Annotated in this window: 25 protein-coding genes and 1 tRNA gene; 11 read left to right on the forward strand and 15 right to left on the reverse strand. The window is 66.0% G+C overall.

Translation table 11 applies throughout. The features are described from left to right. Positions 1-10: 10 nt before the first annotated feature. The 4 genes from IPG97_05125 to dnaK form a co-directional block, all read right to left on the reverse strand. The gene (locus IPG97_05125) at positions 11-397 is read right to left on the reverse strand and encodes a MerR family transcriptional regulator (protein ID MBK6855943.1); all 387 of its coding nucleotides are present in this window, start codon (positions 395-397) and stop codon (positions 11-13) included. Positions 398-408: 11 nt separating this feature from the next. Beyond that, positions 409-1563 (reverse strand): molecular chaperone DnaJ, encoded by a 1155-nt coding sequence (dnaJ, locus tag IPG97_05130; protein MBK6855944.1) that lies wholly within the window; start codon positions 1561-1563, stop codon positions 409-411. 106 nt (positions 1564-1669) lie between these two features. After that, entirely contained in the window at positions 1670-2278 is a 609-nt protein-coding gene (locus IPG97_05135; protein ID MBK6855945.1) for a nucleotide exchange factor GrpE, read from the reverse strand. Further along, entirely contained in the window at positions 2275-4119 is a 1845-nt protein-coding gene (dnaK, locus tag IPG97_05140; protein ID MBK6855946.1) for a molecular chaperone DnaK, read from the reverse strand. The genes IPG97_05135 and dnaK overlap by 4 nt, the downstream gene beginning before the upstream one ends. A gap of 306 nt (positions 4120-4425) precedes the next feature. On the opposite strand from dnaK, the gene IPG97_05145 reads away from it, so the two are divergent. Further along, entirely contained in the window at positions 4426-4800 is a 375-nt protein-coding gene (locus IPG97_05145; GenBank protein MBK6855947.1) for a hypothetical protein, read from the forward strand. Between the two features lie 64 nt (positions 4801-4864). Here the strand turns inward: IPG97_05145 and IPG97_05150 are convergent, their stop codons facing one another. Genes IPG97_05150 through IPG97_05165 form a run of 4 tightly spaced genes read right to left on the reverse strand, consistent with a single transcriptional unit; the run spans position 4865 to position 8049 of the window. Continuing rightward, positions 4865-5329 (reverse strand): hypothetical protein, encoded by a 465-nt coding sequence (locus tag IPG97_05150; GenBank protein ID MBK6855948.1) that lies wholly within the window; start codon positions 5327-5329, stop codon positions 4865-4867. A gap of 35 nt (positions 5330-5364) precedes the next feature. Further along, positions 5365-6894 carry an SGNH/GDSL hydrolase family protein gene (locus IPG97_05155; protein ID MBK6855949.1) on the reverse strand — a complete coding sequence of 510 codons (1530 nt, stop codon included), beginning with the start codon at positions 6892-6894 and terminating at the stop codon, positions 5365-5367. Next, a complete protein-coding gene (locus tag IPG97_05160; protein MBK6855950.1) occupies positions 6863-7459 on the reverse strand; it encodes a hypothetical protein in 597 nt (198 codons plus the stop codon). Before IPG97_05160 ends, IPG97_05155 begins: the two co-directional genes overlap by 32 nt. A 35-nt stretch (positions 7460-7494) precedes the next feature. Then, positions 7495-8049: a hypothetical protein gene (locus tag IPG97_05165; protein MBK6855951.1), complete on the reverse strand. Its 555-nt coding sequence runs from the start codon at positions 8047-8049 to the stop codon at positions 7495-7497. 163 nt (positions 8050-8212) lie between these two features. On the opposite strand from IPG97_05165, the gene IPG97_05170 reads away from it, so the two are divergent. The 7 genes from IPG97_05170 to IPG97_05200 all read left to right on the forward strand — a co-directional run bounded on the left by IPG97_05170 (position 8213) and on the right by IPG97_05200 (position 14645). After that, positions 8213-9022, forward strand: a complete 810-nt coding sequence (locus tag IPG97_05170; GenBank protein MBK6855952.1) for a thioesterase family protein — start codon at positions 8213-8215, stop codon at positions 9020-9022. Positions 9023-9092: 70 nt separating this feature from the next. Next, positions 9093-9863: a 2,3-diphosphoglycerate-dependent phosphoglycerate mutase gene (gpmA, locus tag IPG97_05175; GenBank protein MBK6855953.1), complete on the forward strand. Its 771-nt coding sequence runs from the start codon at positions 9093-9095 to the stop codon at positions 9861-9863. Positions 9864-9901: 38 nt separating this feature from the next. Beyond that, positions 9902-10444 (forward strand): FKBP-type peptidyl-prolyl cis-trans isomerase, encoded by a 543-nt coding sequence (locus tag IPG97_05180; protein ID MBK6855954.1) that lies wholly within the window; start codon positions 9902-9904, stop codon positions 10442-10444. Positions 10445-10532: 88 nt separating this feature from the next. Continuing rightward, positions 10533-10958 (forward strand): cyclic nucleotide-binding domain-containing protein, encoded by a 426-nt coding sequence (locus IPG97_05185; protein ID MBK6855955.1) that lies wholly within the window; start codon positions 10533-10535, stop codon positions 10956-10958. Positions 10959-11047: 89 nt separating this feature from the next. Then, positions 11048-11830, forward strand: coding sequence for a hypothetical protein (locus IPG97_05190; protein MBK6855956.1), 783 nt, complete (start codon positions 11048-11050; stop codon positions 11828-11830). A 95-nt stretch (positions 11831-11925) separates the two neighbouring features. Next, positions 11926-14157: a (Fe-S)-binding protein gene (locus IPG97_05195; protein ID MBK6855957.1), complete on the forward strand. Its 2232-nt coding sequence runs from the start codon at positions 11926-11928 to the stop codon at positions 14155-14157. 53 nt (positions 14158-14210) lie between these two features. Continuing rightward, positions 14211-14645, forward strand: coding sequence for a hypothetical protein (locus tag IPG97_05200; GenBank protein MBK6855958.1), 435 nt, complete (start codon positions 14211-14213; stop codon positions 14643-14645). 133 nt (positions 14646-14778) lie between these two features. On the opposite strand, the gene IPG97_05205 is transcribed toward IPG97_05200, so the two are convergent. Next, complete coding sequence (locus IPG97_05205; GenBank protein ID MBK6855959.1) at positions 14779-16962, reverse strand: flippase-like domain-containing protein; 2184 nt, start codon at positions 16960-16962, stop codon at positions 14779-14781. 521 nt (positions 16963-17483) lie between these two features. On the opposite strand from IPG97_05205, the gene IPG97_05210 reads away from it, so the two are divergent. Beyond that, complete coding sequence (locus tag IPG97_05210) at positions 17484-18317, forward strand: hypothetical protein (protein MBK6855960.1); 834 nt, start codon at positions 17484-17486, stop codon at positions 18315-18317. Between the two features lie 22 nt (positions 18318-18339). Here IPG97_05210 and IPG97_05215 read toward each other — a convergent pair whose 3' ends face one another. The 3 genes from IPG97_05215 to IPG97_05225 form a co-directional block, all read right to left on the reverse strand. Beyond that, positions 18340-18918, reverse strand: coding sequence for a dCTP deaminase (locus IPG97_05215; GenBank protein ID MBK6855961.1), 579 nt, complete (start codon positions 18916-18918; stop codon positions 18340-18342). Between the two features lie 101 nt (positions 18919-19019). Next, a complete protein-coding gene (locus IPG97_05220) occupies positions 19020-20834 on the reverse strand; it encodes a PH domain-containing protein (protein MBK6855962.1) in 1815 nt (604 codons plus the stop codon). A gap of 94 nt (positions 20835-20928) precedes the next feature. Further along, the gene (locus tag IPG97_05225; protein ID MBK6855963.1) at positions 20929-21468 is read right to left on the reverse strand and encodes a PH domain-containing protein; all 540 of its coding nucleotides are present in this window, start codon (positions 21466-21468) and stop codon (positions 20929-20931) included. A gap of 144 nt (positions 21469-21612) precedes the next feature. Between IPG97_05225 and IPG97_05230 the strand changes: the two genes are divergently transcribed. Both IPG97_05230 and IPG97_05235 read left to right on the forward strand, forming a co-directional pair. Continuing rightward, positions 21613-21683 (forward strand) — tRNA-Gly (locus IPG97_05230). A gap of 122 nt (positions 21684-21805) precedes the next feature. Further along, on the forward strand, positions 21806-22942 hold the full coding sequence (locus tag IPG97_05235) for a tyrosine-type recombinase/integrase (GenBank protein ID MBK6855964.1): 1137 nt from the start codon (positions 21806-21808) through the stop codon (positions 22940-22942). A 41-nt stretch (positions 22943-22983) separates the two neighbouring features. Here IPG97_05235 and IPG97_05240 read toward each other — a convergent pair whose 3' ends face one another. The 3 genes from IPG97_05240 to IPG97_05250 form a co-directional block, all read right to left on the reverse strand. Then, positions 22984-23751: a hypothetical protein gene (locus tag IPG97_05240; GenBank protein MBK6855965.1), complete on the reverse strand. Its 768-nt coding sequence runs from the start codon at positions 23749-23751 to the stop codon at positions 22984-22986. Positions 23752-24298: 547 nt separating this feature from the next. Further along, positions 24299-25141 carry a TIGR04255 family protein gene (locus IPG97_05245; GenBank protein ID MBK6855966.1) on the reverse strand — a complete coding sequence of 281 codons (843 nt, stop codon included), beginning with the start codon at positions 25139-25141 and terminating at the stop codon, positions 24299-24301. 124 nt (positions 25142-25265) lie between these two features. Next, positions 25266-26864, reverse strand: a complete 1599-nt coding sequence (locus tag IPG97_05250; GenBank protein MBK6855967.1) for an AAA family ATPase — start codon at positions 26862-26864, stop codon at positions 25266-25268. Positions 26865-26881: the final 17 nt, after the last annotated feature.

Consider the following 26881-nt stretch of genomic DNA (forward strand, 5'->3'; position numbering starts at 1 on the left):
CGGTGCCGGCCTACAGGTTGCGGCGACGCTTGCCTTCGTAGAGAACGACTGACTGGCGGACCGGGACCAGATCAGCTCGGTGGCGGCGCTCGACCTCGGCCACCTGGGCTCGGGCGTTGGCCTCCACCTGGGCCAGCTGCTGACGGAGCTCACGGTTCTCGCGTTCGAGGGCCAGCACCCGCTGGACGCCAGCCAGGTTCAGGCCCTCGGTGGTCAGCTCCTGAATGCGGAGCAGCACGGCGATGTCGAGGTCGCTGTAGCGGCGGCTCCCTCCAGTGGTGCGTGCCGGCTCCACCAGACCCTTGCGTTCATAGATGCGCAAGGTCTGGGGGTGGACGCCGGCCAGTTCGGCCGCCACCGAAATCACATAGACGGCATGGTGTGGTGACCTTGACATTTCGAACCTCCTCACCCGTCGGCCAGAAGCGACTGACGGGGCGACTCGGTGGCGGCATCGGCCAGAGCTCGGACGGCGTCTCGCTCGGCCGACGACAACCTGGTGGGTACGGCCACCTCGACCGTGACCAACAGGTCGCCCGCCCCCTTGGCCGAAGGCACCCCCCGACCCTTGACCCGCATCGTCCGACCCGACGGCGTGCCCTCGGGAACCTTCAGCTTGACCGTGGCCCCGTCGATTGTGGGGACCTCGATGGTGGCTCCCAGAGCGGCTTCGGGGAAGGTGACCGGCACGGTGATCTTCAGGTTGCGCCCGTCCATTCGGAACAGCCGATGGGGCGCCACCCGACAGGTGACGTACAGGTCTCCGGCTGGGCCACCGTTGCGCCCGGGGTCTCCTCGTCCCTTGAGCCTGATCCTCTGCCCGTCTCCCACGCCAGCGGGGATCCGGACGTTGACCTCTCGGGGTCGGCGTTCGATTCCCCTACCACCACAGTTGCGGCACGGCGTATCGATCACCGAGCCTCTACCGCCACAGCCCGGGCACGGGCGCGACATGGCGAAGAACCCTTGGTCGTCTTCCACCGAGCCGCGGCCACCACAAGTAGGGCAACTCCGCGGCACGGTCCCGGGCTCGGCACCGATGCCCGAGCACACCGTGCAGGCGGCATCGCTAACCAGGTGGAGGCTGGTGGTGATCCCCCCGACGGCGTCGGTGAAATCGAGGTGCATCTCGGCTTCGAGGTCTCCGCCCCGTTGGGGGCCGGTCCCCCGGGCGCGGCCACCTCGGCCTCGACCACCTCCGAACAGGTTGCCCAACACGTCGCCGAACCCACCGGCTCCGCCCAGGTCGTCCATGGTGAAGGTGTGTCCACCGGGACCACCGAAACCGGGCCCAAAACCAGAGCCACCTCCGAAGGCACCCATCGGTCCGAGCTTTCGGGCTTCGTCGTACTCCTTGCGCTTCTCGGAGTCACCGACCACGTCGTAGGCGGCCGAGATCTCCTTGAACCGCTCTTCAGCCGCCGCGTCTCCGGGCTTGGCGTCGGGGTGGTTCTCTCGGGCCAACTTCCGGTAGGCCTTGGTGATCTCCTTGGGATCGGCGGTCTCCGAGACGCCGAGCACCTTGTAGTAGTCCTTCTCGAACCACTCACGTTGTGCAGCCATTGGCGATCACCTCCTTCCAACCGGGCTGTCTACCGGATCAGCTCCTAGCCAACTTGGGCGTAAGGGTCTGGGTTGACGTCGTTCGACAACCCAGACCCTCCAACGATCAGCCCCGTACCGTCACCATCGCTGGGCGAATGACCCGGCCCTTCCAGGCAAAGCCGGCCCGCATGACCACGGCGACGACCGTGGTCGTGTCGTCTTCCCCCGCCGGTTCGTGCATGACGGCCTCGTGACGAGTGGGGTCGAACTCCTCGCCTAGCGGATCGATGCGCTCCAATCCTTCCTTCTCCAACGATCCCAGGAGGGCGGCATGGATCGGGGCTACCTCTTCCGATCCGTGGTGGGCCGCGGCCTCACAGGCATCTATCACCGGTAGGAGCTTGTCAACCAGGGACTCGACTGCCCTAGCCGAATCGTCCGCGACCTGGCGGGCAGCTCGCTTTCTGTAGTTCTCGAAATCGGCCTGGTTGCGACGCAGAGCGTCGAGGTACTCGTCTCGGGCCGCAGTCGTGACCTCGAGAATCTGAATCAGCTCCTCGACGCTGGCCGAAGCGGGATCGATCTCGGGCCCGGTCTCCGGCCCGCTCTCACCCTCTTGCGCCACGGCATCGGTCACCACTTCGGAGTCTCCGTCAGCGGGTTCATCCACCCCCGGCGGACCGAGAGGGTCCTCGACCCCCTCGGTTCCCCAGGGCTGGTCCGAATCCGTCACTGGGAATCCTCGTCGTCGATGACCTCGGCGTCGACGACATCGTCATCGTCGGCCGATGACGCACCCGCGCCCGCCGAGGCGTCGTACTGACCAGCGCCGTCGGCCGCGGTGGCCTCGTAGAGTTTCTGGGTGAAGGCCTGTGACGTGGAGGTGAGATCTTCCAGACCCGACTTGATGGCCTCGAGGTCCGAACCGTTGAGGGCTTCCTTCAGCTTGGCCAAGGAGGCCTCGGCTGCGTCCTTCTCTGAGCCGGGGACATTGTCTCCTTGCTCCTTGAGAACCTTCTCGACGCTGTAGACCAGCGAGTCGGCCTGGTTGCGCACCTCGGCTTCCTCTCGGCGCTGGGAATCCTCAGCGGCGTGGGCCTCGGCATCCTTGACCATCTGATCGATCTGGTCCTTGGACAGCGACGACTGCCCGGTGATCGTCATCGACTGTTCCTTGCCGGTGCCCTTGTCTTTGGCCGACACGTGGACGATGCCGTTGGCGTCGATGTCGAAGGTGACCTCGATCTGGGGGACCCCCCGGGGGGCGGGAGGAAGGTCTACCAGCTTGAACTTGCCCAGGGTCTTGTTGAACTGGGCCATGTCTCGCTCGCCTTGGAGTACGTGGATCTCCACCTGGGACTGGTTGTCGTCTGCGGTGGTGTAGGTCTCGGTGCGCTTGGTGGGAATGGTGGTGTTGCGCTCGATGAGCTTGTGCATCACCCCTCCCTTGGTTTCGATGCCAAGCGACAGCGGCGTCACGTCTAGGAGCAGGATGTCCTTGACGTCTCCCTTGAGCACACCGGCCTGCACCGCGGCTCCGACCGCCACGACCTCGTCTGGGTTGACCGACTTGTTCGGTTCGCTCCCAGTCATGGACAACACCAGATCGGTGACCGCAGGCATACGGGTGGACCCACCCACCAGGATCACATGGTCGATCTGGCCCTTGGTGAGGCCGGCGTCCTTGATGGCCTGCTCGAACGGGACCTTGCAGCGTTCCAGCAGGTCTGCGGTCAGCTCCTGGAACTTAGCCCGGCTCAGCGTCATGTCCAGATGGAGCGGACCGGCATCGGTGGCGGTGATGAAGGGCAGGTTGATCTGGGTCGACTGAACCTGCGACAGCTCGATCTTGGCCTTCTCAGCCGCCTCCTTCAGCCGCTGAACCGCCATGTTGTCCTTGCCGAGGTCGACCCCGTGGTCTCCCTTGAACCCCTCGACCAACCAGTCGATCACGGCCTGATCCCAGTCGTCTCCGCCCAGGCTGGTGTCGCCATGGGTGGACTTGACCTCGAACACGCCGTCGGCGATCTCCAACACCGAGACATCGAAGGTTCCGCCACCGAGGTCGAACACGAGGATCGTCTGCTCCTGGGTGTCTTTCTCCAGGCCGTAGGCCAAGGCGGCCGCGGTCGGCTCGTTGATGATGCGCAGCACCTCGAGCCCGGCGATCTGGCCCGCCTCCTTGGTGGCGGTGCGCTGGGCATCATCGAAGTAGGCGGGCACGGTGATCACAGCCTGGGTGACGGTGTCTCCCAGGTAGGCCTCTGCGTCACGCTTGAGCTTCATGAGAGTACGGGCCGAGATCTCCTGGGCGGTGTAGCCCTTCCCGTCGATGTCGATGGTCCAGTTGGTGCCCATGTGGCGCTTGACCGAACGAATCGTGCGATCTGGGTTGGTGATGGCCTGTCGTTTGGCCACCTCCCCGACTAGGACCTCACCGTTCTTGGCGAATGCCACCACCGAGGGCGTGGTACGCGATCCCTCGGCGTTGGGAATGACGATCGGGTCGCCGGCCTCGAGGACGCTGACGACCGAATTGGTGGTGCCGAGGTCGATTCCGACGGCCTTGGGCATGGCGCTACTCCTGTGTTTGGCCCACTGAGGGGCCTGCGGTTGGATCACGTCTCACGTGCTTACAGCAGGGTGGGACGTTCACGATGATAAAACCTGAGTGTCCTGTTATCAACCTTCCCGTCAACAAAGTGCGAGAAGGTTCGCCCATCGGCCGACTCCATGGTCCCTGCGGTCCACTCGCCGATGGTGAGCAGGAGCCGACAACGACGTGATGGGACAAGATTCACCGCGACCACTCCGTACAGGTCCTATTGTCGCGGTCGCGGTCATGGTGATCGCGACAGTTGACGGGAAAGGATGCGCTCCATGAAGCGTGCACTCAGCTTCCTCTTTGCGTTCCTGCTCCTCGCTGGCCTTGCCAGCGGTTGCAGCGATGACAAGGACGAGAAGGCCACAGATACAACCGAAGCCCCCTCTGGCGAGGACGGCGGAGACTCCGGCGATTCGGCCAGCAGCGACCCCGAGGTGGCTGCCTACTGCGAGGCGGTAGAGGCCTACGTCGCCAAGGCCAAGGAAGTGATGGCAGACCCGGCGTCCGCAGACGCGTCCAGCCTGGCTGCCGAGGGCAAGGAGCTCACCGACAAGGCCACCGAGCTCGCCGCCTCCAACCTCTCCACCGAGGATGCCAAGGCTGTGGCCGACTGCAGCCAGGAAGCCGCTTCGGCTCTCACCGGCAACTGACCGGTCCCCCGACCACGTCGGGATCTCAGCGGTGCCCCGTGCCACGGCACGGGGCACCGTCGCGTCAAGGCCCCTGAAGCGACGAGTAGACCACTGGAATCGGCCCCGACAGACTCGACAAGAGCTGGCCAGGCTCAGCGGGGATGGACTGCTGGTCCCCGATGGTAAGGGCGCCACTGGCGTGGGCCGGCGACGGAACGACCGGCACCCCCGAGGGGCCGTCACCCAGGCATACCGGAGGCACTCCGTCGAGGACCTGGGCTGCCGACACCGTCGCCTCGTCGGTGCCCCCGAAAGCCATGACCGCTACCCACCACCGCTCACCGGCCCGAACCAGAACCGGCTCAGTCAGTGACGCTCCCCGGACACCCGGCTCGCCAAGATCGACCGCACCGTCCACCGTGGCTCGCGCCAGACCACCGGGTCGCCCCGCACCGTCACCAAAAGCAACTCCCATCGATGCCACTGCCCCCGACCCCGGCTCGAGCACATCCACCCACAGATCAGTGACCAGAACGGCCGAAGCCATCACGGGCATCGGAAGCCACACCACCCGACCTCGTGTCAACACCGCTCCGACCGAGCTCGGTTGGTGTGGCGGAGCGAGCGCACAGGGAACCGGAGCGCAGTAGCCGCCCCCGCCGCCAACAGCGGTATCGGCCTCCGACACCACTCGGCGGGCCTCGCCCCAGCGTCTACGACAACCAGTTCGGTACGTCCGTTCAGCCGCCGGGCTTGGAGGGTCACCGCTCCACTCTCGACCGACTCCATCTCGCCACCATCAGCGGGAAGGAATCTGAGCCGGGCAAGATCGACCTGGCCGGCTCCTCGGTTGACCACCAGGTGCGCAGGCCCACCGCGCGACAGGTGGGTGTCGACCGGATCTGAGCCACCGGGCCCGAAGGAGAGCGATGCACCAGGGAGCCCGAGCACCTCGCGGGCGAACTGATCGAGGATCAACACCCATTCGTGTCCATCGTCATCTTGATGACCCTTGCCCCAAAGCACCGATGACCCAACCGGGGCGTCAACGGCGACCGCGCCCACACCGGGTCGCCACTGCTGTCCGCCTCGGAGCGAAGCTACGGCCTGGCCGGCGATCTGAACCGCAACCTCCAGGGGTTGACCCGAAAGGGCGGCCGAGGCGTGGGCACCGGCCAACGCCGTTCCCACCGCGTTGGGGTGGGCGCCGTCAACTGTGGGCGCAATTCCCAGGACAGCGGCGGCATCGATCACTGTGCACCCGTGGCTTTCGGCCACCAGTCGACCCTGAGCGGCCTCTTCCGCGGTGAAGGAACTGTTCAAGAACGGGATCCAGATCACCAGGTCGGCCGCGGTCCGGGCGCGCACCGCCTTGATCATTTCGTCGAGCTCGTCGGCGTAACTGGTCGCCACATTGGTTCCGGTGGCGACCACCACAAGATCGGGCTTCAGGGTTCCGATGGCGTCGAGACCCCATGACGGGTGGTCGAGGAAATCTTGGGTGGTGTTTCCAGAGCGTGCCGCTGGCCACACCCTCACGCCGTGATCGACGTTTCGGTCGTGAAGGTAGACACCCTCGAGGGTGGCGACAGAGCCTTCGGCGGTGACCGTCAGCGGCTCGGCCAGGAAGCCAGCCGATCGTCGGAAGGTGGTGAACTGAGAGGCCCCGACGTCACCATCGGTATCGATGGTGCCCAGGTGATCACCACCCCAGGTCACCGCCAACGAGCCCGCGCCGCGACGCCGTGTCCACAAGATGGTGACGCCTTGACCGAGGGCGCTCAGGGTGCAGGACTGGCCGGGCTCGAGGTCTACCGAGTGGCCGCCCAAGCCGGCCCGGTCATCCGATGCCATGACCCCAGTCGTTTCCATCGACGGGGTGAACTCGGCGCCTGCGTTGCGGTACTGGACGGTCTCGGTCCAGCCCGACAGGACTCGGCCCACGTACCAGGGCAACGGAATTCCGGAGGGGTCCAGCTCGCTGATCGAATCCCCGAACCACAACACGGTGGCAAGGCGCGTCCCGGCCCTGGCGTCAGCCAGGGCCGGTAACCACGTGCTGTCCAGGTCCCCCACAGAGTCAGTTCTCGCTGCCAGAACCTTCGAGGTCATCGCCGGCCTCAGGCGTGGTCACCGCGACCGACTCAGCCTCCTGCCGCTCGAGGATCTCGGCCAGCCTCTGCTGGCCTTCCTCGGTCTCCAAGGCCGCGGCCAGCAGCTCACGGCTCTCATCTGCCAATTGGGCATCGAGCTTGGCCCGGCCCTCTGGTGTTTCGAGGGCGGCCGCGATCTTCTCCTCCAGCAGCTTGCGGGCCTCGGGATCGGTGGCCATCAGGTGAGCGATGGTCTTCTCTTCGTGTTCCTGCATGGATTCGGTGGTGAGGGTCCAGCCCTCCCGGCCGTGAGCAGCCCCGGGACCACCCCGATACGGCACCGCCGGAGCATCATCGACCACGAAATCCCACTCGGCATAAAAGTCCTTACGAGTCCAAGCCAACGTCGAAGGCGTCTCACCCGGACGCTGAGTCCGCAACGGCCCCACGAACACCTGACCCAACCCAACCCCAGAACCAGCACCCATCAAACCAGGCGGCGGACGATCGAAATACGTCCGCCAATACCGCTCCGAGAAGAACAACGCGCAGTAATCCAACCGGTGGTACTCATCGATGAACATGTACCCGTCATCGACCAGATACGGCCACAAACCAATCACACACTCATGGAAACTGGACTGATAATCCACATCCACATACGCACACACGATCGGCTCAGAGTGCGAACCCATCGTGTCCGAGAACCACCCTTACGGAACTCACACACCTCCACCGCCCCAAACCGCGTGACGTTGGAACGCACCTCCTCCAACTCACCCTTGAACGCCCCCTCACCCATCTCACTGGCCCAATGATCGCCCTCCACCGCCGGCGGCAACCCTTCGAAGCTGTCATAGACGATCAAGCTCCGACCCGCCGCCTGAGCGATCAACGACAAGTTCGCAGTAGTACCACCCTTCCAACACCCCGCCTCCACCATCACACCCTCAACCGAACGCGGCACCGACAACACCTTCGCCGCAATGGCCAGATGCCCCCGATAGCTCAACCCGGTCTGGATCTTGGTCGTGTTCCGACGCATGCGTCGCGCCAACCCGAACCGCTTACGCCACGTCAACCCGTGCGAAGGATCGATCGGAGCCCCATAGAACAAGAACAACGTCAAATGAAACCACGACGCCGCCTCATAGGCGTCCGCAACCCGCCTCACCAACCGCGTACGCCGACCTTTCGAAAAACGCTGCGAAACCGCGGCCCGAACACGCCGACGAAGTCCAAACCCCTTAGATGACACGAGGCGCGACCGTAGTACGCCACGGCAGTTCCGTCGCCGGAGGGTGGCGTGCCGGCCCGGTCGTGGCACGATTCCCGACATGGGCGACCCCACCACCGACTTCGTGGCCATGATGACGCTGGAGCCACATGGCCCCGACACCTTCGTCGGATTCGGTCCGCGCTATCCGTGGGGTGGTCTCTACGGTGGCCAGATCGTGGCCCAAGCGTTGCGGGCAGCCGCCGCCACCGTCTCGCCCGAGTTCCGCGTCCATTCGCTCCACGCCTACTTCATTCGCCGAGGCGACCATTCCGAACCGGTGCGCTACGAGGTCGACCGGGTGCGCAATGGGCGGTCGTTCGTCACCCGGACGGTCACGGCCCGTCAAGCGGTCGGTGCGATCTTGTCCATGTCGGCCTCGTTCCAGGTCGACGAGGCTGCGCTGGACGATCAGACCGCGGTCATCCCGCCGGTTGCCAACCACCAGGAACTGGCCCACGAGTCCTGGACCTCGATGTTCGACCGTGCCACCGTGCCCTCCGACGGCACCGTGGGGCGATCCCGCGGCTGGCTGCGAATCAATGGAGACCTCGGGGATGATCCGGTACTGCACGCCTGCGCCCTGGCCTACATGTCCGACGACTACCCGACCGATGCCGCCATCTCACTGCACCCCGATCGCCCCGCACCCGAAGACGTTGACCAATACCCGTTCGTGGCCTTCAGCCTGGACCACGCACTGTGGTTCCACCGGCCGATGCGCGCCGACCAGTGGCACCTCACCGCCATGGCCTGTCATGGACTCATCTCGTCGCGCGGCCTGACTTTCGGCGAGGTCTTCACCGAGAGCGGGGTTCACGTGGCCTCGGTGGCCCAAGAAGTCCTGATTCGGAGACGTCGGGACGCCTGAGCCGGAAGGCTCCGCCTTTCGGTGGATCCAGGCTTCGGATGCCAGCGGGGCGGACCGTATGCTCCCGCCCATGACGTCGACCCTGATCTTGCTTCGCCATGGGCAGAGCACCTGGAACGCCGAGAACCTCTTCACCGGCTGGTGGGATGCGGACCTATCCGAGCTCGGACGGTCTGAAGCTGCCGCGGCCGGGACCCTCATGTCCGAGGCGGGCCTGGCCCCCGACGTCGTACACACCTCGCTTCAGACCAGGGCGATCCGAACCGCCAACCTGGCTCTCGACTCCATGGGGCTGCTGTGGCTGCCGGTCAAGCGGCACTGGCGGCTGAACGAACGGCACTACGGCGACCTCACCGGCCAGAACAAGGCCGAGGCCACCGCCCGCTTCGGTGCCGACCAGGTGAAGGTGTGGCGTCGAAGCTACGACACTCCACCTCCCGAGATCGGCGCCGGCAACGCCCACAACCCCAACACGGATGCCCGTTACGCCCACGTACCCATCGATGTGCTGCCCACGTCTGAGTGCCTCGCCGACGTGGGGGCCCGGATGCTTCCGTACTGGTTCGATGTGATCGTGCCCGATCTGGAAGGTGACCGCACGGTCCTGGTCGCCGCCCACGGCAACAGCTTGCGAGCCCTGGTCAAGCACCTCGACGGGATCAGCGACGATGCCATCAGTGGGCTCGACATACCTACCGGTGTCCCGCTCGTGTACGAGCTGGACGACAACGCCCGCCCGGTGGAGACCAAGCCGGTACTGGACCGGGCGCTGGGAGACCCAGAGGCCATCCGCGCCGCGGCCGAAGCGGTGGCCCGCCAAGCGTCAGGAGGTTCCAAGTGAACCGCCGACCTTTCGCCGCCGCCTTGGCGTTCACCCTCATGGTCACCCTTGGGGCCTGCGGGTCTGACAGTGACGAGGTGAGCACCAACCGGGAGAGCACCACCACAACTTCGCCCGCCGGATCCGAAGGCACTTCAGCCGATTCCGGCTCCGACTCGAGCTCCGACTCGACCGGGGACTGCCGCACCGGGGCTGACGCCGCCAACGCCGATTCCCCCGAGCTCGACGCCCCCACCCAGAAAGCCAAGGAGCTGGTGATCACCGACCTGATCGAGGGATGCGGCGACGAGATCCCCGAGGGCTTGGTGGTCGACGTCGAGGTCAACTACATGGGCAAAGCTCTGTCCACCGGAGATGTGTTCGACTCCAGCTTCGAACGGGGTGAACCGGTGGCCTTTCCCGTCGGCGCCGGACAGCTCATCGAGGGGTGGGACACCGGCTTGGTGGGGATGAAGGAGGGCGGACGCCGCCAGCTCCTGATCCCCGGTGACCTGGCGTACGGGGCCATGGGCAGCCCACCCGACATCGGCCCCGACGACACCTTGGTCTTCGTTATCGACCTCCTATCCGTCTCTGGCTGAAGCCCGGCGCCGGCTCCGGTCCTCGGCATAGCAACCCGATCTCGGTCATCGCCGCGCGGCCCGTTCATAGTTCGTACACTCCCCACCCATGGCGACCCGCGGCAAGCACCTCGAACACCTCGCTGAGATCCCGCTGTTCTCGGCTCTGAGTAAGAAGGACCTCCAGCGGATCGCCAAGGCATCCAACGAGGTGACCTTGGAGGCTGGCACCGTGCTGGCTGACCAGGGAGACATGGGGAGGGAGGCCTTCGTGATCGTCGAAGGCACCGCCACCGTGAGCCGCAACGGCCGCAAGGTCGGTTCGGTCGGTCCCGGAGACGCAGTGGGCGAACTGTCCCTCCTGGACCACGGACCCCGCACCGCCCGGGTGAAGGCCGACACCGAGATCACTGCCTTGGTGCTGAGCGCTCGGGAGTTCGCTGGCGTGATCGAGGAAGTCCCCGGTCTGGCCCACAAGCTCTTGGGTCAGCTCGCCTCACGGGTCCGCGAACTGGACCGCCAGATCTACGGCTGAGGAAGCCACTCCCGCCTTGACCCGGCGGGGTACGTGACGGAAGGCTCGCGCCCCCGCGACTTCGCACCCAGGAGGGCGCGACCTTCACCATGCCGTCCACCACCACTCCGACCGTCGTGTTCCGACGGCGCAGCCGCGCCCGATCCACAGCCAACGTTGCCGTTCTCTCGGTTCTCCTGTTCGTCGCCGGATGCGAATGGGTGGCCACCCCGACCTATGACGGCTCGAGCAGACCCAACTTCGTCTTTCGCTACCTGACCAGAGACGGTGCCGACGGCTATACGTCGAGCGCGGTCAAGGGCACGGTTCAACTCTCCGGGCCACCCACCAACACCGGCACCAACACCAGGATGGTGCTGTTCCCCTCCGCCCAGCCTTCCTCGATCGACCAACAGGCATGCGCGACCTGGAGCACCCAGACCGATCTCCGCACCCAGCAGGGTCTGGCCCTGCGGATCCGCGCCGACCAACCCGAAGGGCGCTGGCGGGCGGTGACGGTCCTCAAGAACGTGCTTTGGGGTGCCAACTGGAACTTCAACGTGCTCACCTGGGACACCCGGAACCCGTCGGGCTGGACCACCCACGGCACTGTCGACCTGAACCGGGTGTTCTGGCCCAACCAACAACTCGCCCCGTTCCCGTGGCGGGTGTGCGCCCGGGTCACCGGCGATGTGGTGACGGTGAAGGGATGGCGAGCCGGAACGCCCGAACCGCCATGGAACGACCCAAACCACACCGGCTCGGTTCGTCTTCCCCCGGAGTGGAGCTATCCGGGCCAGGCCGGTTGGTACGTGGGCCACCTCCCCTCGGGCCAACAGACCACCTTCACCGATCTGACCCTTCACCAGCTCACCCTCGAGTCCACCCCCTGACCCACACCGTCGGTCCGCGAGGAGACCACCTGGGTCCACGTCGAGCGGCTCTGATATTCGGCCCGGACGCGATGTCGCGAGTAGGTTTCCGTGCTATGGCTACTGAGGAGACCACCGCCGAGAAGGCCCCCGCCAACATCAAGCCCCACCACCTGGTGATAGGGCTGGGTGCGGCGATCGCCTTGTTCACGGCCACGTCAGGCGTCGTGCCGCTCATCACCGAATGGCATGACGACTCACATGTTCAGCGCCACGTGTTCGGCAACATCCCGAGCGCGGTGAAGCTGGCGTTCTACATCGTGATCCCTCTGGTGATCGTCTACGGCGCCGTCATGTTCGCCATGCGGGTCAAGAACTGGGAACGGGGCACGCCCGACAACCGTCGCACCACACCTCAGAACGCCAAGCGTCGCCTGGAGGACTTCCGTTCCGGCGTCTACATGCAGACGTTGCTGCGAGATCCCGCCGCCGGGCTCATGCACAGCCTCCTGTACTTCTCGTTCCTGATCCTCCTCGCCGTCACCACGATCTTGGAGATCAACCACCAGCTCCCCGAGGGACTCAAGTTCCTGCACGGCACCACCTACCAGGCCTACTCCTTCGTCGGTGACCTGGCGGGTCTGGGCCTCCTCGTCGGTGTGGTGTGGGCCATCGTCCGGCGCTACGTGGTTCGTCCGTACCGCATCCGCATCAAGTCCAAGGCCGACCACGTCCTCGGACTTGGCACCCTGCTGGCATTGGCGGTCACCGGGCTCGGGGCCGAGGCCTGGCGCATCGCTCTGGAAGGTACCCCCGACTACGAGAAGTGGTCGTTCATCGGGTATCCGATCGCCACCGCCATCGACGGCATGTCCACGCTCAGCGGAGGCCACCAGATCTGGTGGCTGGCCCACGTCTTCTCCTTCGTGGTGTTCCTGGTGATCCTCCCGGTCACGATGATGCGCCACATGTTCACGTCGCCGTTGAACATGTACCTGCGAGACAAGGACCGCCCCAAGGGCGCCATGCGCCCCATGCCCAACCTCATGGAGACCGAGCTCGAGAACTTCGGTGCCTCCACCGTCGAGGAGTTCACCTGGAAGCAACTCCTCGACACCGACGCCTGCACCATGTGCGGCCGCTGCACCAGTGTGTGCCCGGCTCACGCCACCGGCAAGCCTCTTGACCCCCGAGAGATCGTGCTCAAGACCGGCGAGGTCATGGCCGCCTCGGGCACCCCGTCGGTGTCGCCTCCGATCAGCACCGTGGCCGAGATCACCATCGGATCCAGCTCCCTGTTCGAGCGGATCACCCCCGAAGAGGTCTGGTCCTGCACCACCTGCAAGGCCTGCGACGAGATCTGCCCGGTCAACATCGAGATCCTCGACAAGATCCTCGACATGCGCCGTTACCTGTCACTCATGGAGTCGAACTTCCCCACCGAGCTCGGCAGCGCCTACCGCGGCATGGAGAACTCCGGCAATCCCTGGGGTATGAGCCAGAACGATCGTGCCGCATGGACCTCCAAGGTCGACGACGTCGCCATCGTGGACGGCTCGGAGGCCTTCGACCACGAGTACCTGTACTGGGTCGGATGCGCCGGCAGCTTCGACGACAAGAACCAGAAGGTCACCCAGGCCATGGCCAAGCTCATGCAACGAGCCGGCGTGGACTTCGCCATCCTCGGACCGTCTGAGAACTGCACCGGTGATCCCGCCCGCCGCTCGGGCAACGAGTACATCTTCCAGATGCTGGCCATGCAGAACATCGAGACCCTCGACGGCATGGGCGTGCGCAAGATCATCACCCAGTGCCCGCACTGCTTCAACACCTTGATGAACGAGTACCCCCAGCTCGGCGGTCACTACGAGGTGGTCCACCACAGCCAGTTCCTGGAGTGGCTCATCGACCAGGGCAAGCTCGACCTGTCCGAAGCCCGACTCGAAGAGCGCATCGTGTACCACGATTCGTGCTACCTCGGCCGTCACAACGACGTCTACATGGCTCCCCGCAACGTCATCGGGAACCTCGCTGGCATCGACCTGGTGGAGGCTTCGGCCAACGGCACCAAGGGCATGTGCTGTGGTGCCGGCGGGGCCCGCATGTTCATGGAGGAGACAATCGGCACCAAGGTCAACGACGCCCGATCCGAGCAGCTGGTCGAGACCGGCGCCGGTCGTGTCGCCACCGCCTGCCCGTTCTGCTACATCATGATCGACGACGGCGTGAAGGGCATGGGCAAGGACGAAGACGTCAAGGTCGCCGACATCGCCATGCATCTCCTGGAAGCCATCGAGACCGGCGAAGCCGAGCGCACCGCCGGAATGCTCACCACCGTCGAGGACTGACCGCTTGACCGCGGAGGGTGCAGCCACCGTTCTGGTCGCACATCCCGATCCCGATGTCCCGCGAGCTCGTGGCCCGAGTGGCCGAGGGAGCCGGACACCGGGTGGTGCGACTGGATTCGCCTGCCCCCGCCACCGTGGTCGACACCAGCGTCGATTCGCTGGCGTTGGCGGTGATCCTGGACACCCAGGCCACCGCACTTCACGAGCTCACCAGCATCACCGAAGCGTTCTCCACTCGTGGCTACCCCGCTGGGGTGATCGCCCTGGTCGACGGTGAAGCCACCCGGGACTGGTGCCTGGCCAACGGCGTTCAACGGGTCCTTCAGCGCCCGTTCCACGAGCGCGATCTGGTCCAGGCGATCCAGATGGTGCTCGACCCGGACCTGGCCGAGCCTGATCCCGAACCCGAGGAGGCCACTCCCCGGGTCATGCCAATCGGGGTGGGTCACGCCTTCACCGACATCCTCCGCATGGGTCGCCAACTCTGACCTCGGTCTCACCGGCGACCCACGAGCAGCGACCGCCTTAGCCTCGATCCACCGAAAGGCGGAGCCTTCCGGCGGAGCTCGGTCGCCGTCCTAACGGCCGACGTCTTCGCTGCTGCGTAGGCAACAGCCCGGGTCAGACGATGCCGGCCCGACGGACCCGACCGAGGAAGAACCAGCACACCGGTACGGGCATCCAGTAGGTGATCAGGCGGAACACGAGCACGATCGACAGGGCCGAGGCCGCCTCCACACCTAGCCCGGTGAGTACCGCGACCAGAGCCGCCTCGATGGCACCCACCCCACCCGGCGTCGGGGCCATCGAGGCCACCGTGTTGGCCGTCATGTAGGCCAGGGACAACGCTGCGAACCCGATGCCATAGACGCCGAAGGCCTGAACCGAAAGGGCAAAGGCGATGAGGGTGGTCGTCTTGGAGAACAGGGCCCCACCGAAGAGCTGAACGACCTTCAGCGGGTCCCGGGCCAGAACCAACAGCTCCCCACCAACCTCCCGGATGCTCGCGAAGCCCTTGCCCAACAGCTTGCGGCCCCACGGCGTCAGGTAGACCAGTCCACCCAGGGCGAGCACCGCCAACAGGATCCGGGCGATGAAGGCCGAATCGGGGAGGCTGAAACCAAGGTCGGTCGAGGATCCGGCCCAGGTTGCGAACACCACCAGCAACACCACCTGCATGGCCCCGCTGGCCGCGCTGGTCAACCCGATGGAGGCGGCGCTGAGGGTGACGTCGACGCCATAGCGCTGTAGGTAGCGGGTCCGCAGTGCCATGCCTCCGGCGTTGGCGGGGGTGAAACGGTTCAGGAACGACTGGGCGTACATGACCTGAAGCGTCTCCCAGAACGGAAGCACCACCGTGACCGCCCCCTTCAGCGACCAGACCCCGCCCACGAACCCGATCAGCGACAACACCACCAGCCCGGGCAGGTAGCTCCAATCGGCATCGCCCAGTGCCTCTCGGATCTCAGCCCAGTTGGAGGCGAAGGCCAGGAGCACGTAAACGAGCACGGTGCCACCGAACAGACTCACCAAGGTCCCGAGGTTGACGCGGTCGAGTTTGACCAGTTCGTAGGACTCCAACCCGAGTCGATCCTGGAGCCCGGTCCTCACCTCGTCCCACAGGGATTTGTCAGCGTGCTCCTTCACCTCGGCGCGAGTCGAGGCTGACACCGCCAACGGCTGCACCATCGGCAGAGCGCTTTCGAGGATGGCTCGGTCGACGTGGGCCATCGCGGCATCGAGGGCCCGCTCGACACCGATGCGTGCGGCCTGGGCCACCAACAACTCGGCCACGTCGGTTCCGATCAGGCGGCTGTCCGCGGCCACCTGTGCTGCCCTGAAGCCTCGCAGGTACACGTCGCCTGAACCGTCCAGCACGAAGTGGTCGAGGTTTGGTCTCCGGTGTGTCAATCCTCGTCGGTGCAGCAGGTCGAGTTGCTGCCAGGTCTGAGCTATCACCTGGTCGTTCAGGTCGGCGTCGTCGAGCGCGGCCAGCCTGGTCCCGGCCACGTCTGTGGCCACGATCACGCCGTCCCCGTCGGCGGTCTCGGAGATCCCGATGATCTCCGGTGTTCTCACTCCGGCCCCGGCCGCCAGGAGGCTGCACAGGGCCTGGTGCTCCACGGTGGCCGCTGGCGACCATCCCGGCCGGTCCTCGTCGATTCCCTTGACCCTCAGCGTCTGCACCGCTCTCACCAGCAGGTCGGCGTCGCGTTCGTCTCTACCGACGACCTCGACCACCACAGGGTTGCCCGCCGACGTGCCTCGCAGGCGCCGGGAGAGGCCGCTTCCCCTGGCATCGAGCATCAAATCCTCCACGTCGAGTCCGATGCGCGTTAGGGCTTCGACCAGTGACGCCAGGTCGAATCGACGGGCCGGGGAGCCGACCAGCACGAGCACCAGCGAACCCACCGCGACACCCACCGCTACCGTGGTCAACAGGTTGAGGGGCACAGCGACCGCGCTGAACACCCGAACCAGGCACAACCCCGAGATCCACAGCCACATGAACCGGCGCCACTTCCGTGAGAACGACGGGCTGAGCACCGTCACCCCAGCGGCCAGGGCTGCTAGGTAGCTCGCTGACGGGAAGGCCGAGCCGGTGACCCAACTCCGAAGGCTCAAACTCCGTTCCACGGCCACCGGCGTAGCCCGGTCGAACCAACTCTGAAGACCAGCCACCGTGGCCGCAGCCACCAGGCCGGCCAAGACACCGAGACCGGTCTGTACGGGGCGACGCCACCTGATCGCCACCGCCACCAGGACGAGCGGCGTGGCCAGAGCCAAGATCTGGACGACACCCAAAGCCCCTGCTGGGCCAGGTCGGGCACGTGGCTGGCCAACGCCACCAGGTCGGCTGAGATCGACCGGAGATCCCCGGGGTACACCGCCACCACGAGAGCCCCACCGGCAATGGTCAGCAGGGCGGCGACGAGGCGGGCCACATCCGCGGGGTGGCGACGCCATTGCGCTCCGCCCTCGGTGAGCCCGGGAGTGAACCGGGTGCTCCAGTTCTGGTCGGGGGTCTCGGCCCGGCCCGGAACGGTCCCACCCGCATTCTTCACGCCCATTCCTGGCCCTCCCGTTCCTCGGTACCGGCCCTCGAGACCTAGCGCCGAGGGTAACGCCCGAGCGAACTGAGGCCAGGCACCGACCCGAAAGAGGCAGGTTCAGCCGGTAGTGTGACCGCCGGCCGTCCTGGACCGAAGGGCCAAAATGGGCATGGTTGCGCGCGCAGATCAACATAGAAACAACCGCTCCGACCTGCCAGGCGATGTCGAGTCGCATCGGAGAGCAAGCACACCGAGGTCCGTCGAGGTCACGTCGTGAGCCTGCGCCACCTTCGACTGTTCCCACCCATCCTCCCGCCCGATGAACCCGGACCAGACATCGGCGAACCAGGCAGTCGGCGCCGGATCGTGCTGGTGGCCGCCACCCTCACCGTGATCACCGAGGTGGCGGTACTGGTCGGCGTCACCCCTCGATTGCAAGTGGGAGACATGGCGATCTCGTTGTCGATCATCCCTGGTCTGGCGTTGGCCGTTGCCTGTGGTGACCGGCTCTTCGGCCGGTCGTCGCTGCGACGGGTTGCCGCCTGGTACTGGATCCTCACCGGCGGCGTGCTGATCACCCTGTTGGCCCTATATGCGCTCCGCTCCGAGGTATCGCACTTCTGGGCCTTGACCCTGGCCGCTACCGGCGAGGAGCTCGTGTACCGCCTGGCCGCGCCCGCGGTGTTTTCGGTGGCACTCATGTACGGAGGCGTCGGAAAGGCCCGCGCCCGCCTGGCTGGCCTGGCATTGGCGGGGACGTGGTTCGTCCTGCTTCCTGGACATCAAGACCAGATGGATGGCCCGGGCGGGGTTCTGCCGTTCATCGCCTTCGCGGTGCTGGCCGCGGCCTTGGTCCACCGGTCGGGTTCGGTGCTGCCCATGGCAATGGGGCACAGCATCGTCAACCTGGCCACCTTCTTGGTGTGGGATGAGGCTCTTCCAGCCGATGCTCGGGCCGTGACGCTCGGAGCCGTGCTCAGCTTGTTGGCCCTGGCCTATGGGATCCCCCGCCAGCTCACGTTCGATTCCGATCGTGGATTGATCGACATCGGCACCATCAGCCCGTTCACCGTCTCCCCGGGGGACGGACCCGCTGATTCGATCTGAACCCAGGCTCCGGGCTCGTGGCTCAGGCCGGCGACTCGAAGTTCTCCCAGTACCGCGACGGCGTCGGGCCACGCTGTCCCTGGTATTTGGACCCGACCTCGGCCGAGCCGTAGGGGACATCGGCGGCAGTGGTCATGGCCAGGAAGCTGATCTGACCGATCTTCATGCCCGGGTACAAGGTGATGGGCAGAGTGGCGATGTTGGAGAGCTCGAGGGTGATGTGCCCGTCCCATCCGGCATCGATGAACCCAGCGGTGGAATGGATCAGGAGCCCGAGCCGGCCGAGGCTGGACTTACCTTCCAGGCGTCCGACCAGGTCCGAGGGCAGTTTGATCCGCTCGGCGGTGGAACCCAGCACGAACTCTCCGGGGTGCAACATGAAGGCCCGATCGGGGTCATCGGGGATCTCGACCAGTTCGGTGAGGTCCTCGAGGTTCTCCTTCACGTCGATGACACCCGCGGTGTGGTTGCGGAACACACGGAAGAACCGATCGATGGTGAGATCGACCGACGACGGCTGAATGCAGGACTCATCGAGGGGATCGATCTCGATGCGGCCGTTCCTCAGGGCTTCACGGATGCTTCGGTCGGAGAGGATCACGGCTGCGAACGGTAGTTGGTCTCGGACTGGTCCCGCCCACGCTCCCACCCGCGGCAGCAGTGGCAGGGCGTTGGGCAGTCACCCGACAGGAACCGTTGGCTCTACCGGATGCCCACCAGGGTCTGGCGCGCGTCGAGCGAAGCTCGGCGTCTAGCGGCCGCCTCGTCTCGTCGGGCTTCGACCGAGCCAAGAGCATGACCGCCCAACTGTTCACAGCGGCTCCGGTCCAGGTCGACCAGGGCTACGGTCCGTCCCCCACCGGCAACCTGAACCTTGAGAGTGGCCAGGCCGAGACGACGTTGGAAAGGAGACGACTCGACCCTGACGCTCTGGGTACGAGCCACCGGGACCACCGAGGTTCGTTGAAACACCGCACCTGTTCGAGCGAGCACGGTGCCCGCGGCCATGGCGTGGCCGAGGGCCCGATAGCGCGCCAGACCCACCGCAATCGCCACCGGCACCACGAGGATCCCCACCGAACCCCAGGCCGCCCCGCTCAAGACCAGCATGGCCAGAGCGAAGACCCCAGCCGGTGCCCCGAAGCGGACCAGGCAACGTCGGCGAGCCGATCGGGGTGCAGCCAACAGGGGTACCGGCAGACCATCGAGAGGACCGTTGGCGACGACGTCAACGTCACCCCGGCTATCCGTCTGATCAGGTTGACTCGGGCTCGAGCTGACACCGGCAACCGCAGCCGGCCCACGGTCGGCACCGAGGCTTCCCCGGTCCAGACCAGGACGACGTGGAGATGGCATCCCGGCGTGCGGCCGTGGCGCCAGGTCCGGTTCGACCACGCCAGGAGAGCCGCTCAACGTCGGCAGGACCGCCCGGAGCAGCCAGTCCAACTCCGATCGACGCACCAGGGGAACAGTCAGGGTCGAGCTGCTCTCGCCAGACGGAACGTTCGAGCCGCCCGCGCTCTGAAGGGCCACCGACACGTAGCCCAGCCGGCGCCTAAGGGGGTTGTCGGTGATCCAGACCGCCTGTACCCGGTGGAGAGCAAGGGTCATCTCGCTCTGCTCCAGCAGGCCCCGGCGCACATGAAGGTCGTTGTCGTAGCGGACCAGGGTGAAGCCGTGATCTCGCAGGATGGAGGCGCCCGCCGCGGCCACCAAGAAGAACGGGATGACGGCGGCCACCACCAGCACCGTGATGATCAAGGTGCCGATGAGAGCCACCACCTGACCGCCGACCTGTTCCGCCACCTCATCGGGAAGCTCACCCAGAACCAGGAACACCAGACCTACGACCGATAGCCCGGCCAAGAGGTTGGACCCGGTGACACCCGCCCTGACCAGGTCTCTGGTGGACAGCGAGACCAGAACCTCACTCGGACCACCGGCGACGGGAACGTAACCGCCTTCCGCGGACAGACCCGGGACGCCCGCCCCACGGACCGGCACAGGGGGCAGCACCGCGCCTGGCTCCGGCGGCGTGATCCCGGGGAAGCCGATCGATCCATCACTCTGGGAGCTCTGGTCCCCCCAAGGCGAGCCGACTCCAGGCGGACCGGGGTTCACCTCCGCGCCACTGCCGGTCGCGATCAGATCGTCGGGGTTTGGCCCCAGCCGATGGCGCGGGTCCAGCAGCTCTCCTTGGAGGGCCAGCGCGGCCTCATCGGACAGGCAGTCGAGTACCACCTCGGCCTGGCTCCCGCCCCCGGCCGTGTCGACACGCACGGCTACCACTCCAGCCACCCGGTGTCGGATCTGGCGGCGCAGATCCACCTGCTGGATCCGGGTGACCGGGACCTCCCGCAGGTGACGGCTCAGCACGCCGTGCTCGATTCGCAGCAGGCCGTCGACCACGCAGTAGGAGAACCTCGACCACGAAAGGAAGCGGAAACCGGTGAAGACCACGGCCACCAACGCCATCAGGGCCAGTCCCACCAGCTTGAAGTTGAGTGCCAGCACCATCAGCGGGATCAGACCCTGACGCGCCGCGGGACCCAGGTCCAGCAGTGGAGAGAGAGGGTGCAGCCGCTGCGGCCGCGACAGTTCAGTGCCCCGCTCAGACGGCGTCATCGGCCCCCGCCCGGGCCAACACCAACGTTCGGATCACCTCGGCGTGAGCCGGCTCCAGGCCGGGAAGGGCCGCGTCGGTAGCGGGCGATGCCGTGGAGATCCGCAGCTCGACCACACCGGCCAGCCGCTGGAGCGGACCTTGTCGGATGTCGACGTGCTGGACCCGAAAATGAGGAACCGACGACTCCCGTCGCACCCATATCCCGTGGGCCACCTCGAGTTGGTCAGCGGTCACGCGGTACGTCCAGCGTTGGTAACGAACCCTCGGCACCAGCACGGTCGGCACGCCTAGGACGACGAGGACCACCACCACCGCACCACCCGTGCCCGGCAGCCCCCATCGAGCGGCGACACCGACCAAGCCCGTCACAATGGCTATCAGCAGGGCGAACACCAACCACGGAACTCCCCAGAACAACTTCACCCGGGGACTCAGGTGCTGCACCGAGTCGAGCCCTGAACCGTCCGTGCTCACCAGACCCGGTGACGGGGTGCCCTCGGTGGCGTCGCCGTCAGCCCAAGCCATACAGATACGCACGCTAGCCAGCGTCCACCATCGTTCACCGACCGGGCCCATCGGTTGGAGGCCATCTCACCACGACCGAGGACCGAGTTCCCCACCTGCCTCCGACTGGTGCCGACCGGGCCGGATGGTACGGTGGGCGCTCCCGCGGGTGTAGTTCAATGGCAGAACATCAGCTTCCCAAGCTGAATACGGGAGTTCGATTCTCCTCATCCGCTCTCTAGAAACCCGCAGCTCAGAGGCGCTTTTCGGAGGTCTCAGGGCTGCGGGTTTCGTCGTCTCCGGCAGTCATGTGCCACACGCGTGCCACACCGGTTCCGGCCGTGCCATGATCGGGCGCATGACGAAGACCAAGGCGTCGTGGGGCAGCGTGCGCAAGCTCCCGTCGGGTCGATACCAGGCGCGCTACCGGGTCGACGGGAAGATGGCCGCCGCGCCGACGACGTTCCGGACCAAGCGCGATGCCGAGGCGTACCTGTCGACCGTGCGGGCCGACATGGAGCGCGGCACGTGGGTGAACCCGATCGCCGGCAAGGTGACGCTGCGCGAGTACTCGACGAAGTGGTTGGCGCAACGGCCCGACCTGCGGCCGCGCACCGTCGAGCTGTACGAGGGCGAGCTGCGCTTGCACATCCTCCCCGTGCTCGGCGACCTCGAGCTGGCGAAGATCACGCCGACGAAGGTGCGCGATTGGCACTCGGCGTTGCTCAGGGCGGACAAGCCCGGGAACACCACGGTGGCGAAGTGCTACCGGCTGCTTCACGCCATCCTGAACACGGCCGTCGCCGACGAGCTGCTGGTTCGGAACCCGTGCGTGATCAAGGGCGCCGGTCAGGAGAAGTCACCCGAGCGGCCGATCGCATCCATCCCACAGGTGTTCGAGATCGCCGACACGATCGAGCCGAGGTTCCGGGCGATGGTCCTCGTCGGTGCGTTCGTCGGCCTGCGCCTCGGCGAGATGCTGGCGCTCACGCGTGAGCGGGTCGACCTGCTGCACGGGCGGATCAAGGTGGTCGAGCAGTACCAGGAGCTCAAGGACGGCACGCACATCCTCGGCCCGCCGAAGTCCGACGCCGGCAGCCGCACCGTCGCCATCCCGGCGATGCTCAAGCCCGAGCTGGAAGCGCACCTCGCCACCTACGCGGCGCCCGGGAAGAAGGGCCTCGTGTTCTGCGGGCCGAACGGGCAGCCGCTGCGGCGGGCGACGTGGTACTCGGCGTGGAACCGGACGATGACCGAGCTGGAGATCGAGGGTATGAAGCCCCACGACCTCCGCCACACCGGCAACACGCTGGCGGCGATGACCGGCGCGAGCACCAAGGAGCTGATGGCGAGGTTCGGCCAGTCGACCTCACGAGCGGCGCTGATCTACCAGCACGCCACCCAGGACCGCGACCACGAGATCGCCGACGCCCTCAACGGCCTCATCGAGGCAAAGCTCAAGGAGCGCTCGACGGGAACGGGCGGCGCTACCTGATCGAGCGGCCAAGCACTGGGGACGACGCCGACGACACGGCGCTACTCGACACCGGTTGGAACCTCTCCGCCCCAGGTGAGCTGACTGAGATCCGCCGAGTAGCTCGTCTCGATGAGCTCCAGCGAGACCTCTGCCTTCGTGCCGGCATCCACGAAGGCGACCACGCAGACATCCGCTCGAACCCGGGTCGCCGCTTCAGCTAGCCAAGTTCTTGTGGGCTCCTTGTCCTGCTCCTCCTCCACAACTGCGAAGAGCGCGACCCGCGGCGGCTCCTGGCTCTCGTCGAATTGCATTAAGACATCGTGGACGCGTAGGGCAGCCTCCCTGCCGCCCTTCGTACCGCACCGCTTCGCGACTTCACGCGCTGCGGGAACCATCGATTCAGGTACCGCCGGCCGGTCGTAGCGCAGCCCAAGCCAGGTCTTGAACGCAATCGCCCGGTGACCAGCCAGGGGATCGGACCGATGCTCAGCGAATCTGTGGAGGAGGGCCGGAGTGAGATGCAGGCGGGGCGCTCCGGCCTCGACGTAAAGCTCCTCGGTCAGCCGCACCCGGCTGCTTCGGATGCCCCAATCGGTTGGGGGATCGACATCGAAGACCGGTCGAATCTCGATGAGCACAGTCGACGAGTCGAGGGGACTCGATCGAAGGTCACAGTCCTGTGCGCAGACAACCCAACACCCATGTGTGAGGGACCGGATTGCCATCTCATCCTGCCCAGCACCCACATCGAGGCTGGGCGCGGATAGATCAGCGAGAAAGACACTCCCTTGCCGCCACCCGGCGTTGTAGAGGTCCCCTGTGTCCATCGAGGATCACGACTGCTCGTCGCCAACGACGGACGTGGCACGGCCCGGTGCAGCCGGCCAAATGCCGCTCATCATCCCGCTCGTCCTCCGTGGCCGGAGGACGTCGAGCGCTGCAAGATACGCGTCTGATGCTCGCGATTCGCTTAGAAGGTCGAAGGCCGAGGGTCCGCCATCGGCGCCCGTGGATAGCAGGCGGTTCGTTTCGTCGGCGTCACGGCCGGCAAGTAAGTGAATGCGTTGGACAACCTCATGCACTTCGTCGAGTCGTTCTCGATCGATCGATGGTCCGGAGGTCGTGCCAAGCTCGAGCGCTCCGACAGTTGGGTGTGTGGTGCCCAGCACACGCGCGAGCTTCCGATGCGACCATCCTGTCCATCGGAGGACATCTCGGACGTTGCGCTGCACTGCTGGGGCGGGTCTTGCTGGCCGGTCGGGAACTCGGACCCACCAGTCGAAGAGGTCTGGCGGGGCAGGCCTCTCAGGGGCAGCAACAAGTGTGCCGCTTCCCAGGAACGCGGGGATCGACAGGGCAACGGCAACCGACGCGTTAGCTGTCACGTGCTTCAAGTCCAAAATGCTCGCCCCCCTTCTCCGTCAGGGCCCAATAGAAGAATCGGTCGATCTGTTGATGGAACAGTCCGAACTGGCGCAGGAGTTCTTCGGTGTCGAATCGCTGGTGGCCCGCAGATGAGATATCGAGATCGAGTAGGAACGAGTCGTCCTCGATCTCGACGGGCGGTACACCAGGAACGGTGCTGCCGCTCGGCACAGCGCCATATCTGATCGTTCCCTGAACCTCAGCGGGCGGGCCAGCCAGGTCACCTGTTGGGTCGTGCGCGAGTTTGACTTGGCTGATCGCCGCCTGCAGGGATCCCTCAGGAATCACGTCAGAGCCTGCCCAGCCGAGGAGCTCGGAACGGAACCAGTCGCGCCATGCTCGATCGACGCCAGGGAGCCCAGCAGCAACTGACAGATAACGCACGCCCAGCCGGTCGCACCTGGGCACTCCGATCTTCGCGAGAGCCTCCAAGAGGATCTCGAACTTTACTGCAAAGTCCTCGACGGTTCGGTACGAGCTTCCCACCGAGAGAGTCGCGCTGCCCGCGCCAACGACGACCGTTTCACCGTCGTCGTTCGTCAGCTTCCAGACGACCGATTCAGCACCTCCCGATGCAGCGGGGCCAGCCGGTCCGAGAACAATCGCCACCTCTTGGACCTTTTCTTGTTCCATGTACGGGAATGCGCCTAGGAGGTGGCCTTGCAGGGGCGCGATACCGGTCATCGATTCGAGCGACGCGATCAGTGGGTAGCGCACTTGGGCGAGCGCTTGCACCAGCGGGGCACGCGTCAGTGTGTACAGGGGCGGGTCGGGGACGTCGAAAAGAGGCACGGCTACTCCTCGCGCTAACGCGCTTTCCAGTCGCTTTCCAGCATACTACTCGGAGTCAAGTCGCGTGAGATGGCGTTATATGCAGCAGGAGATACTTACATGCTGGGAGCGCAGCCGCCAAGGTCTAATCGAACAAGTCCAAGCCGAGGTCAGGTTCGAGGGTGCGGGACACCGGCTCGCGCTCACGGGGAATAGTGAGGGATTCGAGGCGGGCCATGGCTTCGGCTCGTTCTCTCGGGCCGCCAAGGAGGGATGAGCGGTCTCGCTGGGCGGGGTCCCGGTCGATGCCCAGGTAGTGGCGATCGAGGATGGTGGCGCCGCGCAGCCAGGTGGCCTGGTGCTCGGGATCGGTGGGCACCGGTCCCAAGACGTGAAGGTGGTAGTCGGTCGGGTCGGCGGCGACCTGCCACGCTCGGCTTCGCAGTTGCCGGTCGAGCTCGTAGTCGACAGCGTCGAGGAAGCCAGCCTCATGCGAATGGTCGGTCTGGAACTGCTCTCGTTCGCTCATCCCGCTGCGGGCGTCGTCGAGCTCAGTGGCGAGGCGGTCGCGGCCCTTGGACCGCTCGCCGATCTGTTCTCGTAGGTCGCGCATCTTGCTGCGCGTGCCGGGCCCTCGGAGCTTGCGGTCTGCGAGTTCGTTGTACCGGTAGACGAGCAGTTCGATCCCGCCCTGGACCTGTTCGCGTCGGCTGGTGAGGGCGACGATGTCGTGGCTTCGATCCGGAGGGCAGGCGGCGAGCACGCCGGTGAGGTGGTGCTTCTCGGCCACGAGGTCCTCGATGGGCCAGAACGCGAGCGGCTCGCCGGTGTCGATGGCGAGACGCTTGTCGCCTTGGCGGTGGAGCGCCTGTTGGACGACCTCGACGGGATCGCCGGTGAGTGGCGGAGGCCCGTGGCCTGTCGAGGCGTCGATCTCGGCGGCGCCGATGAGGTAGAGGTGGTTCGTGATCCGGCCGCGGCTAAGGGCGACGTAGCCGCGTTCGCGGAACAGCTCGTCGGTGCCCAACACGAGCCCCCGGTCGATGGTAGCGCCCTGCGTCTTGTGGATGGTGGTTGCGTATCCGTGGGCGATGTTGCCCTCGTCCAGGTACTCCTTGGGCAGCAGAACGCGCCGGTCGTCGAGCGTGATGGTGAGCGTCCCGCGGTCAGAGTCGACCGTGTCGACGGTGGCGCGGGTGCCGTTACAGACGCCGAGCCGCCGGTTGTTCTTGAGGCAGACGATCATGTCGCCGGCTTGGTACGGGCGGTCGTCGAGGACGAGTTCGGGACCCGACACGTCACCGGATCGGACGAGGTAGGCGCGTGCTCGGCCATTCAGGTCGTCGACGTCGTTGCGCCGGTAGGCGGTCATGGCGACGGTGTCGCCGGCCAGCCGGTGTGACCACCAATCGGCCACCATCGTCCGGCGAACATCGATCGCCGTTGGTGCTTGCACGATCCGGTCATTGTCCCGGTAGGCGGCGAACACCGTGTCGACGTCGCCGCAGCGAAGCTCCTCGAGCGCGTCGCGTTCCCAGTGCGCGCGTTGGCGCCGGTTCTCGGTCAGCTCGATCGGGTCGAGCCGCTTCGCGAGCCCGGTGAGCACGCCCCCGGCGTCGATCTCGGGCAGCTGGTGGGGGTCGCCGACAAGCACGACCTTGGCACCGGCGTCGTCGGCGGCGTTGAGGATCGGTGCGAGGTTGCGGGTGCCAGCCATGCCGGCTTCGTCGACCTGTTGCCTCATGTCAAAACCTCCGGGAG

This window comes from Microthrixaceae bacterium (genome assembly GCA_016702505.1).
Lineage (GTDB): Bacteria > Actinomycetota > Acidimicrobiia > Acidimicrobiales > Iamiaceae > Aquihabitans.